The 18,628-nt window shown below is 72.2% G+C and carries 10 protein-coding genes; 3 read left to right on the top strand and 7 right to left on the bottom strand.

The features are described from left to right. Nucleotides 1–4: 4 nt before the first annotated feature. Genes BKA14_RS40755 through BKA14_RS40745 form a run of 3 tightly spaced genes read left to right on the top strand, consistent with a single transcriptional unit; the run spans nucleotide 5 to nucleotide 3,691 of the window. Entirely contained in the window at nucleotides 5–1,036 is a 1,032-nt protein-coding gene (locus tag BKA14_RS40755) for an LLM class flavin-dependent oxidoreductase (RefSeq protein ID WP_184957248.1), read from the top strand. 1 nt (nucleotide 1,037) lies between these two features. Continuing rightward, nucleotides 1,038–1,724 carry an NADPH-dependent F420 reductase gene (locus BKA14_RS40750; RefSeq protein ID WP_184956056.1) on the top strand — a complete coding sequence of 229 codons (687 nt, stop codon included), beginning with the start codon at nucleotides 1,038–1,040 and terminating at the stop codon, nucleotides 1,722–1,724. Between the two features lie 38 nt (nucleotides 1,725–1,762). After that, on the top strand, nucleotides 1,763–3,691 hold the full coding sequence (locus tag BKA14_RS40745) for a potassium transporter Kup (protein WP_184956055.1): 1,929 nt from the start codon (nucleotides 1,763–1,765) through the stop codon (nucleotides 3,689–3,691). On the opposite strand, the gene BKA14_RS40740 is transcribed toward BKA14_RS40745, so the two are convergent. The 7 genes from BKA14_RS40740 to BKA14_RS40710 form a co-directional block, all read right to left on the bottom strand. Beyond that, entirely contained in the window at nucleotides 3,666–4,406 is a 741-nt protein-coding gene (locus BKA14_RS40740; RefSeq protein ID WP_184956054.1) for a CYTH domain-containing protein, read from the bottom strand. The genes BKA14_RS40745 and BKA14_RS40740 overlap by 26 nt on opposite strands. 166 nt (nucleotides 4,407–4,572) lie before the next feature. Then, complete coding sequence (locus tag BKA14_RS40735; protein WP_184956053.1) at nucleotides 4,573–5,892, bottom strand: hypothetical protein; 1,320 nt, start codon at nucleotides 5,890–5,892, stop codon at nucleotides 4,573–4,575. Nucleotides 5,893–7,181: 1,289 nt separating this feature from the next. Further along, complete coding sequence (locus tag BKA14_RS40730; protein ID WP_221477430.1) at nucleotides 7,182–10,754, bottom strand: DUF5682 family protein; 3,573 nt, start codon at nucleotides 10,752–10,754, stop codon at nucleotides 7,182–7,184. Then, nucleotides 10,747–11,841 carry an ATP-binding protein gene (locus BKA14_RS40725; RefSeq protein WP_203722127.1) on the bottom strand — a complete coding sequence of 365 codons (1,095 nt, stop codon included), beginning with the start codon at nucleotides 11,839–11,841 and terminating at the stop codon, nucleotides 10,747–10,749. The genes BKA14_RS40730 and BKA14_RS40725 overlap by 8 nt, the downstream gene beginning before the upstream one ends. After that, on the bottom strand, nucleotides 11,838–16,550 hold the full coding sequence (locus tag BKA14_RS40720) for a hypothetical protein (protein WP_184956052.1): 4,713 nt from the start codon (nucleotides 16,548–16,550) through the stop codon (nucleotides 11,838–11,840). Before BKA14_RS40720 ends, BKA14_RS40725 begins: the two co-directional genes overlap by 4 nt. Then, nucleotides 16,547–17,419 (bottom strand): DUF4132 domain-containing protein, encoded by an 873-nt coding sequence (locus BKA14_RS40715; RefSeq protein ID WP_184956051.1) that lies wholly within the window; start codon nucleotides 17,417–17,419, stop codon nucleotides 16,547–16,549. Before BKA14_RS40715 ends, BKA14_RS40720 begins: the two co-directional genes overlap by 4 nt. Before the next feature lie 71 nt (nucleotides 17,420–17,490). After that, complete coding sequence (locus tag BKA14_RS40710) at nucleotides 17,491–18,585, bottom strand: phytanoyl-CoA dioxygenase family protein (protein WP_184956050.1); 1,095 nt, start codon at nucleotides 18,583–18,585, stop codon at nucleotides 17,491–17,493. Between the last annotated feature and the right edge of the window lie 43 nt (nucleotides 18,586–18,628).

Here is an 18,628-nt window from a genome sequence, read left to right as displayed (position 1 = left end):
CATGATGACGGAACTCACGTTCGGCCTCGACACGTTCGGCGACAGGCCGGAGGACGACAAGGGCAATCTGCTTTCGCACGGCGACGCCATCCGGCAGGTCGTCGACGAGGCCGTGCTCGCCGACGAGCTGGGCGTCGACGTGATCGCGCTGGGCGAGCACCACCGGCCGGAGTATGCGATCTCCACCCCCGAGACCGTGCTCGCGGGCATCGCGGGCCGGACCAAGCGCATCCACCTGGCGTCCGGCGTCACGGTGCTGAGCTCCGACGACCCCGTACGGGTGTTCCAGCGCTTCGCGACCGTGGACGCCCTGTCGAACGGACGCGCCGAGGTCATCCTGGGCCGCGGGTCCTTCACCGAGTCGTTCCCGCTGTTCGGCTACGACATGGCCGACTACGACAAGCTGTTCGAGGAGAAGATCGAGCTCTTCGTCCAGCTGCTCGACGAGAAGCCGGTGACCTGGAGCGGCACGACCCGCGCGCCGCTGGTCGACGCCGACGTGTTCCCCAAGACCGACTCCGGCCGGCTGACGACGTGGGTCGGTGTGGGCGGCTCCCCGCAGTCCGTGGTCCGTGCGGCCCGTTACAACCTGCCCCTGATGCTGGCGATCATCGGTGGCCGGCCCGACCGCTTCGCCCCGTACGTGGATCTCTATCGGCGGGCCGCCGACCAGCTCGGCACGGTGGCGCACCCGGTCGGGATGCACTCGCCGGGGTTCGTCGCCGACACCGACGAGGAGGCCAAGGAGATCTTCTACCCGCGCTTCAAGGTCATGCGGGACCGGATCGGCGCCCTCCGGGGCTGGCCGCCGCTGCGCAAGCAGGAGTTCGACTACGAGGTCGAGCAGGGCTCGCTGTACATCGGCTCGCCCGAGACCGTGGCCCGCAAGATGGCCGGCGCGATCAAGACCCTCGGCGTCGGGCGGTTCGACATGATTTACACCGCCGGTTCGATCCCGGCCGGCGCCCGCATGCGCGCCGTCGAGCTGTTCGGCACTAAGGTGCTGCCGATGACTCGTGAAATCCTGGCCGCCTGAGATGACGACGATCGGCATTCTCGGCGCCGGCAAGGTGGGCACCGTCCTGGCCCGGCTCGCGGTGGCGGCCGGGCACCAGGTGCTCATCGCCGGCTCCGGCGACGTCGCGAAAATCGGTCTGATCATCAGCGTGCTGGTGCCGGGGGCCGAGCCCACCACCGCGGCCGACGCGGCGGCCCGGGCCGACGTCGTGGTGCTGGCCCTGCCGCTGGGCAAGCACCGCAACGTCCCGGTCGAGCCGCTGCGGGGCAAGCTGGTCGTCGACGCCATGAACTACTGGTGGGAGGTCGACGGCATCCGCGACGACCTGACCGACCCCCGCACGTCGTCGAGCGAGATCGTGCAGGCGTTCCTGCCCGGCTCGCGCGTGGTCAAGGCGTTCAACCACATGGGTTATCACGACCTCGAGGAGGGCGCGCGGCCCACCGGCACCCCCGGCCGCAAGGCGATCGCGGTGGCCGGCGACGACCCGGCCGACGTGGCCGCGGTCTCGGCGCTCGTCGACGACCTCGGGTTCGATCCCGTGGTGGCCGGGCCGCTGGCCGCCGGCGTACGGCTGGAGCCGGGCACGGAGGCGTTCGGCGCCAACGTCGCGGCGGACGAACTGGAGGCCATGATCGGCCGTTTCCCCACTTCCGAGCGTGGTCGTGTGGTACTCGAAGCTCGTGGCGACGGACACGCCGGATAGGACCTCCCAAGCGGGTACGGCGGGCGCAGAATGGGCCAGTGAGCGAACCGGCGGCCCCGCACGTGCAGCACGACCACTCGAAGCTGAAGGCGGCAGTGGTCGTCGGCGCCCTCGGTGTCGTCTTCGGCGACATCGGCACGAGCCCGATCTACACGCTGCAGACGATCTTCAACCCGGCCGACCCGCACCCGGTGCCGATCAGCGACAGCAACATCCTGGGCGTGGTGTCGACGATCTTCTGGTCCGTCATGATCATCGTGACGCTGACCTACATCTCGCTGGTGATGCGGGTCAACAACGACGGCGAGGGCGGCATCATGGCCCTCATCACCCTGCTGCGCCGCTGGGGGTCCGACCACCACCGGCGCAGCGCGGTGATCCTGGCCGCGTTCGGCATCTTCGGCGCCTCGCTGTTCTTCGGCGACAGCATGATCACGCCGGCCATCTCGGTGCTGTCCGCGATCGAGGGCCTCGAAACCGTCCGCTCCGGGCTGGACGACCTGGTCGTGCCGATCACCGCCGTCATCATCGTGATCCTGTTCGCCTTCCAGCGGCACGGCACGGCGGCGGTCGGGCGCCTCTTCGGCCCCATCATGATCGCCTGGTTCACGGTGATCGGGGCGGCCGGCGTGTGGGGCGTGATCGACGAGCCCCGCATCCTCGAGGCGCTCTCCCCCACGTACGCGATCGGGTTCATCTCCGGACATTTCCACATCGCGTTCTTCGCCCTGGCCGCGATCGTGCTTTCCGTGACCGGCGCCGAGGCGCTGTACGCGGACATGGGCCACTTCGGGCGCAAGGCGATCACGGTCGGCTGGCTCGCGCTGGTGCTGCCCGCCTGCACGCTGAGCTACCTGGGCCAGGGCGCGCTGCTGCTGGGCGACCCGGGCAAGCTGTCCAGTCCGTTCTTCCTGCTCGTGCCGGACGCGGCCCGGCTGCCCCTGGTCGTCCTGGCCACCGCGGCCACCGTGATCGCGGCCCAGGCCGTCATCACCGGCGCCTACTCGGTGGCGTCCCAGGCGGGCCAGCTCGGTTACCTTCCGCGCCTGCGCATCGCGCACACGTCGGAGTCGACGGTGGGCCAGATCTACGTACCGTGGATCAATTGGCTTCTCATGGTCGCGGTGCTGGTGCTGGTGTTCGCGTTCCGCAGCTCGGCCGCGCTGGCCTACGCGTACGGGATGGCCGTGGTCGGCACGATCACCATCACCACGCTGTTGTTCCTGTATTTCGCGCGGGTTCGCTGGCACGCACCCAAGTGGCTGGTGATCGGCGGGGGTGGCCTGCTGCTCGCCGTCGACCTGCTGTTCGTCAGCGCCAACCTGACCAAGCTCGTGCACGGGGCGTGGTTGCCCCTGCTGATCGGTCTGATCGCGTTCACGGTCATGACCACGTGGCAGCGCGGCCGCCAGATCGTCACCGCGGAGCGTGACAAGGCCGAAGGGTCGCTGCGCGAGTTCGTCGACGACATGCAGACCCGCACACCGGCACTGACCCGGGTGCCCGGCACGGCGATCTTCCTCAACCGCGGCAAGCAGACCGCCCCGCTGGCGCTGCGGGCCAACGTCACGCACAACCACGTGCGGCACGACCACGTGATCATCCTGTCGATCGAGACGGTGCCGGTGCCGCGACTGCCCGACGACCAGCGCATCGCCGTCGACGACCTGGGCTACGCGGGCGACGGCATGACGCACGTAAGCGCGCGCTACGGATACATGGAGACGCCCGACGTGCCGGCGCTGCTGCGCACCCTCGAGGCCGAGCAGACCGAAGGCACGATCTCGGTCGACGAGGCGTCCTACTTCCTGTCGAAGATCGAGCTCACCCGCGGCGACTCCAGCACCATGGCCCCGTGGCGCAAACGGCTGTTCATCGCCACGTCCTACATCACGGCCGACGCGGCGGAATACTTCAGCCTGCCCCGCGACCGTACGGTGATCATGGGGTCGCGAATCGAGGTGTGAAGTGGCGCAGCGTGGCCTCGGTCTTGGTCACCTGCGGCTCGTCGTCGGGGACGATCCCGTACGCCCGGAGCGCGCTGGACGTCTCGTCGGCGATCTCGGGGGCCCGCTCGGACGGGCAGCGCGTGGACAGCTCGGCGATCACCGACCCGTCCGGGAAAGTCCACTGCTCGGCGACCAGGGCGTGGTCGAGCGCCGCCAGCTGCAGCCGGCACCGCCTGACGACGACCGGGCCGAACGTGAGCAGGGTGTTCAACGGCACGTTGGCATACGCGGTGAGCAGGCGCTTCTGCCGGCTGGAGAGCAGCCGGGCCAGCGGCTTGCCGGCCGCGACCGTGCGTTCCACGTCGTGCCGCCCGAGCCGTCGCTTGAGCGTGCCCGAGCAGGCGTAATTGTCGGGCAGCGCGTCGATCTCGACGGCGAAGCCGTCGTCGCGCCGCAGCCAGCCCGGCAACGCCTTGGGCAGCACCGGCCGCAGCTTGACCACCGCGTCGGCGCAGCGGCCCTTGTTGCTGCGGATCCGCACGATCAGGCCGTGCCGCTGCAGGGCAAGGTCGACGGTGTCGAGGAAGTAGACCTTCCGCATCAGACCACTCTTCAGGTCAGCACCGAGCTTGCGCAGGTCGTCGTTGGCCACGGCCACCTTGAGCTCGACCTTGGGAACCTGGCCGGTCAGTGGTGGCTGCCAAAAACCCTTGGTCATCACTGCTTCAGTCACTGCACACCCGTGTCGATCGTGGTCCGGCATGGCGACCCGCATTACCCGGATCAGCCATTGGAAACGTCCATCCCCTCTTCGTCACCCAGGCCTTGTTAACGTGCCGTTCATCTTGCCTGCCCCGCAGCTTCACTTAGAAGCAGACAAGCGGCAATCCTACCCGTAGTCAGCCCCAGGCAACCCTGGTTGCCTCGGCGGTGGCCGCCTGCTCATAGACGGCAGCGGTCAGCCAGGCCTGAGCCAAGTGCTGGGAATCGTGCGGATCCAGCCGTCCGAAAACGTCCCGCGTACGCCGCACACCCGCCGCGGCGAGCCCAGTCACCACAGCGGCGGCCGTCGCCAGGTGGGCCCCGGCCAGGCGGCGCGCGTCCAGCTCGGCCCCCGCCAGCAGGGCCGCGCGACCGGTGGCCACGACCCGTTCCAGCTGATGTCGCACGAGGTGCAGAGGGGGTCCCGCAAACGGCGGCACGGGCGGCCCGGCAGCCGTCGAGCCCGGGACATCCGCCCTGGTCAGACGCTGCGCGCCGAGATCGGCGTGACCCCCGTACGAGGGCGGGAGCCAACTCGCGGCGACGGCCAGCGCGGCAATCCGGGCGGGACCGGTGAAACGCCCGACGACCCGCACGGGCCGGCCCCGGGCCTGGGTCGCGAGCAGACGCAGATTACCGACGTAGGGCAGCGCCGGATCCTCGTGCGGCACGCCCACGGCGACAGTCCGGCCGTCGCCCCCCACCGCGACCACCAGCCCGCTGCGGTCGGTGCCGAGAATCACACCATCGACGTACGCCAGGTCGTGCGCGGCGTGCCGTTCCTGAACAGGCAACGCGGCTCCGGCCAGCCAACGGTCGACCTGACTGCTCAGCGGCACCCGCCACAGCGCGTCGAGCGGATCGTCGAACCACCCCACCCCCGGCGCGGCCACCGCCCGGCGGGCCCGGCCGTGACTGAGCCGCCCCACCACCGAGGCGTGCGCGTTGATCGCCCGCAACCCCGCCCGAGCCAGCCCATGGTGACTGAGACGCACCTCGCCCAGATCGACCGAACCCCGCGTGGCCGTGAGCGCAACCGACGGCTCGGCCGGCTTGACGTCCGACACCACCCAGACCCGACCGCCCGGATCGGCCAGGTAGGTCACCGCGCCGGCGTGACCGGTCGCCGCCCGAACCGGCTCGCAGAAAACCCCGAAAAGCCGGAGATCGCCCACCGGCTGGTAGTCCCGCCGAGCCACCCCGACGGCGCTCGCGTCGCCCGCGGCCACACGGTGACAGACCAGGAGCAGCTCGCGCAGATCATCGGTCAGGGCGGCCCGTTGAAACGACGGCTCCTCCCGGCGGGCCGCCCGCAGCTGCTCCACAACCCGCACCGACGCCGCGGCGGCGGTGTGCAGGCCTGTGGCCCGCGCGTGATGCCCGGCGCGAAGCAGTGCGGCCTGGGTTACCGCCCCGGCTCCGGGGATGCCACCGGCCAGCATCTCGGCCCCCGCCACCCAGAGCCCCCGAGCAGCCTCCCGCTGCGCTGCGGTTACCTGGGGGGCCTGATCTAGCGGCCCGGACTCGGCACGCCGCCCGGACTCCCTTCCTGCCCCGCCACTGACGCGCGGCCCCGGCCCAAAAGTTGCAGCCCCCGCCGGCGCCGCGTGTGTTACCGAGCCCGGATCGGCGTCCTGTATCGGTTCAGCGCCAGCGAGTCGCCCTCGCTCATCGCGGCCGACTCCGTCCTGCCCGCCACCCAGCCGTGATCCGGCGGCCCCGTCATCGGTGGACAGCCTCCGACCCGCGCCCACCGACATGTCAGCCGGCAACTCCCGACCCGAGCCCACTGACATATCAGTCGGCAGGTCCTGACCCAAGCCCACTGACGAATCAGCCGGCAGCCCTCGATCCGAACCCACTGAAGTATCCGAACCCTCTGAAATATCAGTGGCCTGCTCCAGATCCGAACCCACTGACATATCAGTCGGCCGACCCTGAACCGAGCCCGCTGAAATGTCAGTCCGCAGGTCATGACCGGAGCCCGCTGAAATGCCAGTCGACAGCCCTCGACCCAAACCCACTGAAATATCAGTCGGCAACTCCGAACCCGAACCCTCTGAAATATCAGTGGCCCGCCCCGGACCCGAACCCACTGACATATCAGTCGGCCGACCCTGAACCGAGTCCGCTGAAATGTCAGCCGGCAGCCCTCGACGCAAGCTCACTGAAATGTCAGCCGGAAACTCCCGACCCGAACCCGCTGAAATAACAGCCGGCTGCCCCCGACCCGAACCCACTGAAATATCAGCCGGCAACTCCGAACCCGAACCCTCTGAAATATCAATGGCCCGCCCCGGACCCGAACCCACTGACATATCAGTCGGCCGACCCTGAACCGAGTCCGCTGAAATGTCAGTCGGCAACTCCGGGCTCGAACCCGCTGAAATGTCAGTGGCCAGACCTCGACCCGAACCTACTGAAATATCAGTGGTCGGTTCCGGGGCGGCGTCGGTGGGTGGCTCCTCTTGGGTGTCGGTCAGGATGGGGGCGGCGCTCAAGACCGCGGCTCGGTGCAGGCAGCGGGGCGTCAGCAAGCAGCTGCAGACGGCGTCGGCGGCCGTGCGCACCGGGGTTGTCAGCGTGACCGTCGTCTTGTCGTCGGGGTGGACCGTCACGGTCCGGCCGATCGTGACAACGGGCCACGTGTGGGCCTGGGCGACGGCGGCGTCGAGGCGGCCCTTCAGCCGGGCGGGCAGCGCGGCCACAGCGTCGGCGGTGACCGACGGGTCGACCGGGGGCAGGTTCATCGGACCCGGTCCCCGATCCAGCCGGCCAGTTGGAGCGGGCTCAGCGCGGCCACCGGCATGCCCGCCGCGACGAGCTGAGCGGCCACGCCGGTGCTGTAGCGGGGCCGGCCCTTGTCGTCGAGGCTGGCGCAACCGAGCAGCGTCATGCCGTCGTCGGCCAGGGCCCGGACGGCGCCGAGCAGGTCGCCGATCGGGAAGCCCTCCTCGAAGTCGCTGATCGTGACGACCATCGTGCGGGCGGGCACGATGCTCATCTGCCGGGCGTACCGCAGCGCGGCCGCGATGTGGGTGCCGCCGCCCACCCGAATTCCCAGCAGCAGCGACAGCGGGTCGGTCACGCGGTCGGTCAGGTCGATCACCTCGGTCGAGAACGTGACGAAGTGCGTCCGCAGCGCGGGCACCCCGGCCAGAACCGACGCGGTGAGTGCGGCCCAGATCGTCGACTCCTCCATCGACCCTGACACGTCGACCAGCAGGATCACCTGCCAGTCGACGCTGCGCCGCCCCCGGCTGCGAAAGACTGGCCGCTCCGGGACGATCCGGGGCCGCCCGGTCTCGTCGGCCCGTACGGTGTGCAGATTGCGCCGGACCGTCGCCGCCAGGTCCAGCCGGCCCGTCGGCCGCAGCGTGGGCCGCGGCGTCCCGATGCCGGTGAGCGCGGGCCGGATCCGCCGGGCCAGGCGCGCGGTCAGCTCGTCGGTGAGCCGGGCCACCAGCGGCCGGAGCTGGGCCAGCCGGGCCTCGGGCAGCCCGCCGGCCAGCGAGAGCACGGCATGCAGCAGATCAACCGACGCCCGTACGCGGTCCGGGTCGGCCGCTGTCAACGCGTCGAGCCGACCTTTCTCGGCCGCCCGGGCCAGCACTTCGTCCCGGACGTCAGCCCCGAACAGGTCCTCCACATCGGACAGCCAGTCGCGAACTTCGGGGTAGGCCGCCTCCTGGCCGCCCCCACCCCCGACCGTGTACGCGCCTTCACCGCGCCCGGCCCCGTAGAGCTCGTCGAGTGCGGTCGCCAGTCGTCGCTGCCGCTGCGAAAGCTGATCGGTCTCCCGCCCGAGCAGAAGCCGCCACCGCTCCACCGCACCGATAGCCGCCTCCCGGCCGGAGCCGCCGGTGTCGGTGCCCGGATCCCGAACGTCCGGTGGGAGCTCCACCATCGGGGCGGGGAGGGACAAGGCTCGGAGCGCGGCAGCTCCGGCACGGTCGGCGGTCACCCAAGCGGCCAGGGTGGCGGCGTCGGTGGGCAGGGTGGTCGAGAACTCGCCGTGCGCGGCGGTCACCGTTTCCAGCAGGCGGTCGCGGTCGGCCGGGGTCAGTGCGTCGAACCCGCCGCGCAGTGCGGGCAGACGGCGTACGAAAGTGTCGTCGGGCATTTCCTCGATGACGGTCAGCAGGGGTGTCAACGCCTCGCCCGGCGACCGCAGCAGCGCGCCGGCCACGCTCAGCGCACCCCGTAGACGGTCGGTGGCCTCAGGCCCTGGCAGGTCGGCCCACGACGCCAGGCGTACGCCGAAAGCTTGTGGCTCCTCATGCCCCAGCAGCACGCCGACGGCCGCCGCGGCGCCGCGCATCAGGGGTGAACCGTCGCGGGCCAGGGTTCTGATCGCGTGGCCCAGCCGCAACACGCGACCGTCCTCGTCGGCCGACTGCACCAGGTCGAGCAGCGCCCGCGCGTCCTCCACCCGCTGCGAACCGGTCAGCCCTGCCATCGCCGCCACCGCCGCCGCGTGCAAGGTGTCGCGCACCTCGGGCACACCCGCGAGCGGCTCACCGAGATGGCCGCGTTCGAGCCGCCCGAGCAGGCGCAACGCCGCCACGATCTGCTCGATGCCGCCAACCATTTCCCGGACGTCGTTCAGCCGCTGCCCGGCCGGCCCGGCCAGCCCGCACGCGGCCGCTTCCTCGAGCCCGTCCAGGGCCTGCTCGGCAGTCGGCCCACCGGCCTGCAGCTCGCGACGCCGACGACTCGCCAGCACCCCCTCCGCCGCCTGCGCCAACGTGACACCGTGCAGCCCGGCGACGGCCAGCGCCGCGTCGGCCGAGGGCGTCCACTCCAGCCGCCACGTCGTCGTCAGGGTCTCCCCACCCGGCACCGGCCCCGCCGTTCCCGCGCTGCCGTAGACCGCCCCGCACGCGTTGAGCCGCCGGATCGTCAGGTCCCGTTCCCGGTCGGTGGGCGAGCGCATCGGATCCAGCCGTACGCGTTGCCACTTCTCCCCCGGCCCGGCCAGTTTGAGCCGCACCACATCGTGCTCGACCGCCGGCCGCAGCCCGGTGACGGGAGCACCTTTGGGCAGCCGTCCCCGTCGCTGTCCGATCAGGACCGTCTGCATCGCCCGGGCCACTTGCCGCCCCACACCCGCGGGGGCTCCCTGCGCCAGCACGGTTTGCAACGCCTCGACAAGCTCACCCCGCCCCGGCGCGGGCAACGACCGCAACGAAGCCAGATCCTGGGCCAGCCGTGCCACTTCGGCCGCCTCGCCGGGCCCGGCGGGTTGCCCCGACCCGCGCAGCTCCCGAGCCACCTCGACCGCGAACCGGTCCGCCGCCCGCCGGACGCCGTCCGGCTCGGCCCCGCACTCGAACACGGCCTGCTGCCACCGCGGATCCCGAATGCCGGCCGGATAGCCGGACCGCGCGTCCAGCAGATCAAACGTATAGGGCACAAGCGAAACGACCGGCTCGGAACCACCGGCCACACCCCCGATACCAACGTGACCGGGCGTGGTGGTGCCGGGACGTCGTACGCGGTGGTCGGGCATCTCGGCGGCGGCGATCTCATCGGGGGCCTCCAGCAGCGCGGGGGCGTGGAAGGCGCCGACCACCACGGAGACCCGGCCCTGTGTGCGGGTGATGTGGGCTCTCATCCAGGACTCGCGGGCCAGGTCGGTTTCGTCGATGCCGGTGCGGGCGGCGTCGTGGCGGAGGGCCCATCCGACGGTGAGGGCGGCCCGGCGCACGGCTTCGGCGGAGCTTCCCGGTGCGGCGGCCTCGACCCAGCGGTCCCACAGGTCGTCGCCGGTGCGGCCGGACAGGGTTGCCTGCACGGTTTGGCCCAGCGTCGGACCGACCGCGAGGCCCGGCGGCGAGTCGGCCGCCGGCAGCCTCGACGGAACGGGAGCCGCCGGGACGGACAGCGGACCGGACGAAGGCGGGACGGACGGCGGACCGAATGAAGGCGGGACGGACGGCGGGCCGGACGACGAGAGGGCCGGCGCGGGTTGGCGGGCGGCCAAGGGCAGGTCGCAGCAAATGGCGGGGATGCCGTGGGTGTGGGCCCAGCGCAGGGCGGCCAGCTCGGGGCTGAAGTCGGCGAACGGATAGAACGCGACCGGCCCGTCAGGCGTGGCCGCGGCCAGGGCGACCGGCGTCACCAGGGAGGGGTCGGCCAGCCAGCGCAACCAGGGCTGCATCTCGGCCGGCAACTCGACCAGCACCGCCGCGGGGGCGAAGGCGTCGAGCAGCGCCGGCACGGCGGCCGCCAGCACCGGGGAGTGGTGACGTACGCCGATCAGCTGGACACGGGGATCACCGGCGAGCGCAACGATCTGCGGCCGGGGGTCAGTCACGGAGCACGTCCCGGTGTTCCCAGAGCTGCCGCCACATGCGCGAGCCCGCCTCGGCCCGCCGGCGTAGCGCACCGTCCCAGTACGCCAGCAGGCGTTCGGCGTCGGCCGGGTCGTCCTTGCGGACCACGCCGAGCAGGTGGCCGGGGAGCAGTGACAGCGGGTCGGGGCCGGGCAGGTAGGCCGCGGACAACCCGATCGAGGCGGCCACCGCGACCGCTTCGGCCGTGCTCATCACCGAGGACGGGCGTTCCACCTCCCAGCCTTCGGCGCTCGTGCCCGTACGCAGGTCGCGGAACGCCGTTACCAGCGTCTCCAGCACTGCCTCGTCGATGCCGTAGGCCGCCCCGCCACGTTCGACCGCGGCCCGCGCCTGGCGGGTCACCAGCGCCACTTCGGCGTCGAGGTCGGCGATGGGTGGCACGACCTCGAAGTTGAAGCGTCGTTTGAGCGCGGCCGACATCTCGGAGACGCCGCGGTCGCGCAGGTTGGCCGTGGCGATCAGGCAGAACCCGGGCACCGCGAAGGTCGTGGTGCCGAGTTCGGGCACGCTGATCCGGCGCTCCGACATGATCGAGACGAGGGCGTCCTGCACTTCGGGCAGGCAGCGCGTGATTTCTTCGACGCGGGCCACGGCCCCGGTGCGCATGGCGGTGAGGACGGGCGACGGCACCAGCGACTCGGGCGTGGGCCCCTGGGCCAGCAGCAGCGCGTAGTTCCAGCCGTATCGAAGCTGGTCCTCGCTGGTGCCCGCGGTGCCTTGAACGGCCAGCGCGCTGGTGCCGCAGACGGCCGCGGCAAGCAGTTCGGACAGCATCGACTTGGCCGTGCCGGGTTCGCCGACCAGCAGCAGGCCGCGCTCGCCGGCCAGGGTGACGACGCAGCGTTCGACCAGGGCCCGTTCGCCGACGAATTTGGGTTCGATGACCCGGCCGTCGACGGGCGCCCCGGCCGAGCCGGCCACGAAGGTGACCACGGCCCGCGGGGTGAGCCGCCAGCCGGGCGGGCGCGGGCCGTCGTCGGCCGCGGCGAGGAAGGCCAGCTCGTCGGCGTGGCGCAGCTCGGGCGGGTCGATCTGGCGGGCGGTCACGGCTTCTCCTCGAGGTCGCGGTAGCGGGGCACGTCCCCGGCGGTGATGCGGGCCCAGGCCGCGGCGAACAGTTCGGGAAGCGGGTGCGCGACGACCTGCGGCTTGCCGACGGCGACGTAGAACTGGTTTTTCCAGCTCTCCACCGGCAGCCGGGGCGCGCGGGCGGTCTGCCAGCCGCCGGGCAGGAAGACCGGCCGCCCGGCCCGTTCCCGTTTGGCCTCGACCAGCAGCCCCGCCGCGACGAGTTGTTTCTGCGCCTGGCGTACGGCGGCCGGCTTCCACCCGTTGTAGCCCTGCACGGCCTTGTCGGTCGGGTCGGGCAGGGCGAGCACCTGCAGGTAGTAGGCCGCGGTGTCGGCGTCGACCCCGTACCGCTCACTGGCCTCGGCCACCACCTGCGGCGCGCTCACCCGGGGGTCGCGCGGGTCGCCGCTCGCGCCCTCCGGTGTGGACAGCAAGGGTTCGATCCAGTCGGAGAGCACCACCCGCAGCGCCGTCGCGGTCTCCTCGTCGACGAAGCCGAGCGCCGGGTCGTCGGGCCCGGACAGCCGGGCCGGGGCGATGTGGCAGCTGGTGAAGCCGCTCGTGTGGCTGCTCACGATGAGGGCGGGCCCGGCGTCGGGCTGCCGGCCGTCGGGATAGTAGCCGTGGCCCACGATCAGCGCCGGGTTGGCCAGCCGGGCCCGGACCAGCCGCAACGCCTCGGGCAGGGCCGCCCGCAGCGGATCGTCCCAGCGCAGCCGATAGGCCAGCCAGGGCAGGGCGACCGCGACCGCCTGCAGGTGCTGCCCCTCGAACGGGGTGCCTTCGTCGGCCGTGGTCGTCACTTCGTAGTAGCCCTCGGCGTCGCTGCGCCCGTCCGTGCTGAGCCAGTCGCCCGCGCGGGGCCCGGCGATTGCCTGCAGCACCGTGCCGGCCAGGGCCGTGTCGACCACCCGGGCCAGGTCGGCCACCAGATCTTCCGGTACGGCGATCTGGCGCCCGCGCAGCGCGACCCACCGCTCGGCCACCGCGGCCACGTCGGGCCCGTGCTGCCACAGGTCGGCCGGGTCGGCCGGCATGGCGGCGTCGAGCAGCGCCAGCCGTTGCGATCGGGTCAGGTTGCGCAGGGCGGCCCGCGCCACCTTGGCGTGCGCGGCGGTCAGGCCCAGGCCCGTACGCTGCTCGGTCGTCAGGAAGGTGGTCTCCCACGAGGTGAGCCCGGGCAGCCCGGCCAGCAGCAGGACGGCCTCGGCCCGGGTCATGCCGGTCGCGGTGGCCAGCGCCTCGGCCGCTCCGGGACGCCACGGCGCGGGCCCACGCTCGGCCAGCAGGGTGAGGAATGTGCGCAGCCGGTCGCCCGCCAACCGGCCCCCGGGCCGGCCCTCCTCGCTCAGGTGGGTGCCTTCGGGCAGCGTGAAGACGCCGTCGGGGGACAGCTGGATCGCGTGCCGCTCCCAGTATTTCTTGCCGCCGTCGTAGTTCTGCTGCAGCGGGAACAGCACAGTGATCCGGTCGCCGTCGCGCCGGACCTCCACTTTGCTCTCGCTCATCCGGGGCTGGGTCAGCCGCACCACCCGGACCGGTGTGCCGTCGCCGGCCAGCGGGGTGCCGATCAGTTCGCCGAGGAAGGCGGTCAGCGCCTCACGATCCTCGGGGGGCGTGCACGCCGCCGCGGCCCGCAGTGCCACCCCGCCCAGGCCGGCCAGCAGGGCCGTCCAGGTGGCGTCGACCGCCGGGATCTCCCCCCGCCCGGCGTCACCGCCGAGCAGGGCGCCGACGAGGCGGACCTGTTCGAGAATCTGATGCCGCCCCGGGCCGCCGCCGTAGTAGACGCGGTGGCCGGCGTCGAGGCCGTCCCACGCCTGTTCCAGGGCGTCGTCGGTGACCGCGGGCAGGGCCGGGACGGCCTCGAACCGGATGTCGAGGTGCTCGGGGATCCCGGCCAGGCGGCGCTGCATGCGCACGGCGCGGGCGATCACCTCGGCCAGCCGGGCCCGCAGTTCGCCGTCGGTGACCGCGGGCAGGTGGGTCTCGAGGTTGGCTGTCACGGCCCGCCGGACCGGGATAGTGCCGGTCACCTCGGCGCCGACCGCCAGCAGCCGGGCCGCGGTCTCGTCGTCGAGCTTGCGCAGAGCCGCCGAACCAGCCTCGTCGCGGGTGCGCAAAGCGTGCCACCAGGCCACCGGCGGCAGCGTGGACGAGCCCTCGGTCTGCTCGGCCAGCAGGTGCTCACCGTCGGCGGTCCAGACGCGGATGCGCGCGGGTGGCTGGCCGTCGATCTGGGTCACCGGCAACACCTCGGACGAGCCCGGCATGATCACGCCGCCCGTGAGCCGTTCGTTGTCGGTGCGCCCGACCCGATACAGCGTGTCCTCGGGCAGGGTGACGCGGCGGCCGTCGAGGCCCACCCCGATCCGCACGCCGGCAGCCACTGTGGACCGCCAGCCGATCTGCCCGTCCCGGACGCCCAGCGGTGACGCGGCGAACTCGGGGGCGGCCGGGCGCAACTGGCAGCGCTCGGCCACGAGCTCCTCGCCGGGCGCGAGCCCGGCCAGGAACGCGGGAACGCTGTAACGGCCCAGTTCCCCCGTACGGGGATCGAACTCACGCCATTGCCACGTGCTCTCACCCGGCTCGCACCGCCAGAACGCCTGCCCGTCGGTGGCCAGCGGATAGATCTCGCCGGGGCCGCGCACGTCTCCCGCGTGCACCGGGCGCACGCCGGTGGTCAGACCGCCACCGGCCAGCGGCAGCGGGTGGGCCGGGATGCCCCAGCCCGGTCGATGCGGCATCCAGTCGTGCTCGTGCCGGTCGTCGGGGCGCGACGCCCAGTACGCCGCCGGGCTCTGCTCGCCCGACCACGACACGAGCAGGTCACCGTCGACGGCGAAGCAGGACGTGTGCGAGTAGTACCGGCGGGCGTGCCGGTCGCCCGCCGGCGGGATGCGGAAGACGTGCTCGGTGACCTCGCCCGCGGGCGTGATCACATGGGCCGACTGGTCGTCGTAGACCACGATCTCGGGCCACGACTCGCCGATCCGTACGTTCTTCTTCGTGGTCGCGGCGGCCTCGTACTCGGGCCAGACGAACTCGACGGGCAGCCCGGCCCGCAGGGTACGCCCGACGACGGCGGCCATGTCGACGCCGAGCAGCTCACGGAAGCCGTCGGGCACGAGCGCCATGCCGGCCGGGGACCACAGCGCGGCCAGCTCGGTCAGGGTGACGTCGAGACCGGCCACCGTGCTCGCGGCGGCGCGGCTGGTCTGCTCGCGCACGATCTCGGCCAGCACCTCGCGGACGCCCGCCGCGGACAAAACCTGCTCCAGCGTACGGACGGGAAGCGCCGGGCTGGTGAGCGCGTGCCCCTCCCGGAACCGGTGGATCGCCGCGCGCACACCCAGTTTCAACAGCGGCCGCAGGCGTGGGTCGGCGGCCACGGCGGACAGGTCGCGGCGGCCCTCGCCCTGATCCTGGACCCACTCGTCGAGGTCGAGCCCGCCCCGGAAACAACCCGGCGGAACGGCGACCTCGACGCCCCCGGCCAGGCACAGGTCGAGCACGTCGAGCTCGACCCGGTGGTAGTTGGGCGCGAGCCGCAATTCGCCCGCGCCCCGCAGCCGCGGGATCATCCGCTCGACCAGGCCGAGCAGGCGGGCGTCACGCCGGCCGCTGCCGTAGCCGGACCGGCGGGAGGCGAGGAACCGTTCGAGCCAGCGGGCCGGTTCGCCCGCCCAGGCGCCGCCGGCCGCGGTCAGTTCACCGGCCGCGCCGGAGGCTTCCAGCAGTTCCAGCCACTGGTCGGTGATGTCGGTGTCCCAGCCCGGCGGCTCGGGGAAGATCTCCAGCAGGCGGACCCGGACGGCGGCGTCCCGCTTCGCGACCCGCACCAGGCTCTTGCGATACGCCTTCCACACCGAGGGATGCGAGCGGACCATCGCGGGATAGGTCAGCAGCTGAGTGACCATCTCGTCGGCCTGCTGGTCCGCGTCGAGCCCCGCCGCCTTGGCCAGCCGGGCCAGGTCGGCCGCCATCGACGCGTGCGGGGGCAGGCCACCGGCGACCCGCCGCAGGGCCAGGGAGCGAACCAGCTCGTACGCCTCGCCTGACTCACGCCGGCCGATCACCCCCCGCGAGTACTCGGCCAGCATGGCGGCCGTCAGGGCCCCGGCGAAGGCGAACTCGAGGTGCACGTCGCGCACCCTGTCCTCGTCGATGACCAGACCGTGCACCTGCTCGGCCCGGCGGGCCTCGGTGAAACAGGTGCCGGCCATGCGCGCGTTCTCCGCAGCCACGAAGGCCCGGCCGGCCTGTTCCCAGAACGTCGGCAGGAACTGCGGGGCGGCCGCACCGAGACGCTGGGCCAGCCCGTCGTAGCCCTCCTTGGCGTTGCCGGGCTTGCTGCGGGCCACCCGGGCCAGCCGTTCCATGTCTTTGACCAGCGCCAGGGCGTGCCGGCCGTGGGCCGGGTCGTGCACCAGGGCCCAGGCCGGGAAGCCCAGCGCCTGCCGCCGGGCGTGACCGACCGGCACCGGCTCGGCGGCCGGGGTGAACCCGAGAAACTCCATCGAGATGTCCTCGGCCGGGCCGACCGTCGCGCCCACCAGCGTCACGACCGTGCGGCCGTCGAGAACCGGATGCTCGTACGCCCGGGCGGTCACCGTGTCGAGCCCCGGCCCCGTGGCCTCGCCGGCCAGAACCGCACCCGCCTCCAGCAGTGTCTCGCTCATCGGTCGCCCTCCTCGTCGGCCACCCGCCCGGCGTGCAGGGTGGCCGCCATCCGCAGCCCCTCGGACCAGGCCACCGGCGGCACGTCGGCCGGGGCGATCGGGTCGCCGGACACGTCGGCGAAGCTCAGCTCGGACGTCTCGGTCTCCACGCCGGGGTCGCCGTCCCCGATCCAGACCGAGGCCACGACTGTGGTGCCGCCCTCCCAGACCCGGCACACGGCCGTGCCGCCCTGCACGCGACAACCCGCCGCCGTGGCCCGCGACTGCACGTGGCGCAGCTCCTTGTACCGCGCGCCGGCATAGCGCCGCAGCTCGGCGCGCTGCTCGGCCTCGGCCTCGGGTTTGCGCCAGATCTCGCGGAACAACTGCAGCAAGCCCTGCTCGACCCCCAGGTCGGCGGCGAACTCGCGCAGATCGTCGAGGTCGGGAAGCCGTACGGGATGGGGAACGGCGATCGACCTCGCGGTGATGCGGGCGGATTCACCGTCGAGATCGACCACGCCCAGCCCGGACACCGGATCAGCGTCACGCAACAGCCCCGCGGCGGCCACATCCCACTCGCCGTCGTCGGTGATCGGCACCACGACAGCGTCGCGCAGGACGGCCCGCCACGTCTCGTCGGCCCAGACCTGCGCGACCAGCGCGACCGGCACGGGCAGGGACCGGACCATCCACCGCTCGGCCTCGCCCCGGCAGGACGCCTCGTGCCGGCGCAGCCACTCGACGAGCTGCCGCAGGCCGACGACCGCTTCGTGGTCCTTCAGGGCCTTGGGCAGGCTCTTGAGCGGTTTGCCCCCGCCTTTGCGCGCGACGACTTTGCCCTTGTCGACACTGATTTCATAGTCGGCCCCGGCCTGCACCCAGCCCATCAGACAACTCCCCCGTCGGCGAACGTGCCGCGGATTGTGCCACCGCCCACCGACAGTTTCGGCCGAACTCCTCATCCCGCCCGCAGTGCGCCCTCGAAGCGGTCCCCGTCCCAGCGCTCGGCCACCGCCTGCCGCACCAGGTCGGCCTGCGTCCGCGGCGCCAGCCCACCGATCGGCTGGTCCCGGTCGAGGTCGGCCGGGAACGCGTACCCCTCGGCCGACGCGGCGATCACGTTGTCCACCGACCCCGCGTGTTCGAGCAGCACCGGATAGAGCGCGGAAACCATCCCCGTACGGTCGACGCTCTCCATGGCCCGCCCGAACCCCGACGAGATCTGCAGCAGGTTGGCCATCCGGCGTACGTCGGACGATCGGTTGGTGCCCGCCCCGTGGAACACGGCCGGGTTGAAGAACGCGGCGTCCCCCTTGGCCAGCGGCAACTGCACGTGCCGTTCCTCGAAGTACGCCGTGAACTCGGGCTGGTGAAAGGCGACGTAGCCGGGCAGGTATTTCTGCGAGTGCGGCAGATACAACGTCGGCCCCGTCTCGACCGGCATGTCCACGTGCGCCACCGCGCCCTGCAGAGTCAGCACCGGCGACAGCTGATGAACGTGCGCCGGATAGCGCAGCGCCTGCTCCTGCGACATGAACCCGAGGTGGTAGTCGCGGTGCGCGACCTGTGCCCGGCCGCCCGGGTTGACCACGTTGACCTGCGAGGTCACCTGATATCCGGTGCCCAGCCAGGCCTCGCAGATCAGCGCGAGGGTGTCGTTGTCGTAGTACTCGGCGAAGGCCCGCGGGTCGCGCAACGCGAACTTGTCGAGCGCGCCCCACACCCGGTCGTTCTCGCCGGGTTGCGCGAAGTGGTCGCCGCCCTGCAGGCCGGCCGCTTTCTGCTCGGCGATCAGCCCGGTGAACACGGCGGTCGCCCGGTCGACCACGGCGGGGGCGAACGCCGAGGTGAAGACCACGATGCCGGGGCCGTCGCGCAGCGCGCGGATCAGCTCACCCTGGATCTCGCGGGTGTTCGGCAGGTCGCCGGGGTAGATGAGCACGTTGTCGACGACGTCGGTGGCGTGCGGATAGCCGGTCAGTTCCGTCTTCTGCGCGCAGACGGCCCGGAAGTCCTCCAGGCGGCAGTCCGCGGCGGTGAACCACGTTGTCATGCCCTTCACGCTAGGGTCCGGCGCGCCTGCTGAGCGATTCCCC

Source organism: Paractinoplanes abujensis (genome assembly GCF_014204895.1).
GTDB classification, from domain to species: Bacteria; Actinomycetota; Actinomycetes; order Mycobacteriales; family Micromonosporaceae; genus Actinoplanes; species Actinoplanes abujensis.
Note: the sequence above shows the minus strand (reverse complement) of the source record. Positions and strands in the feature narration are given on the sequence as shown.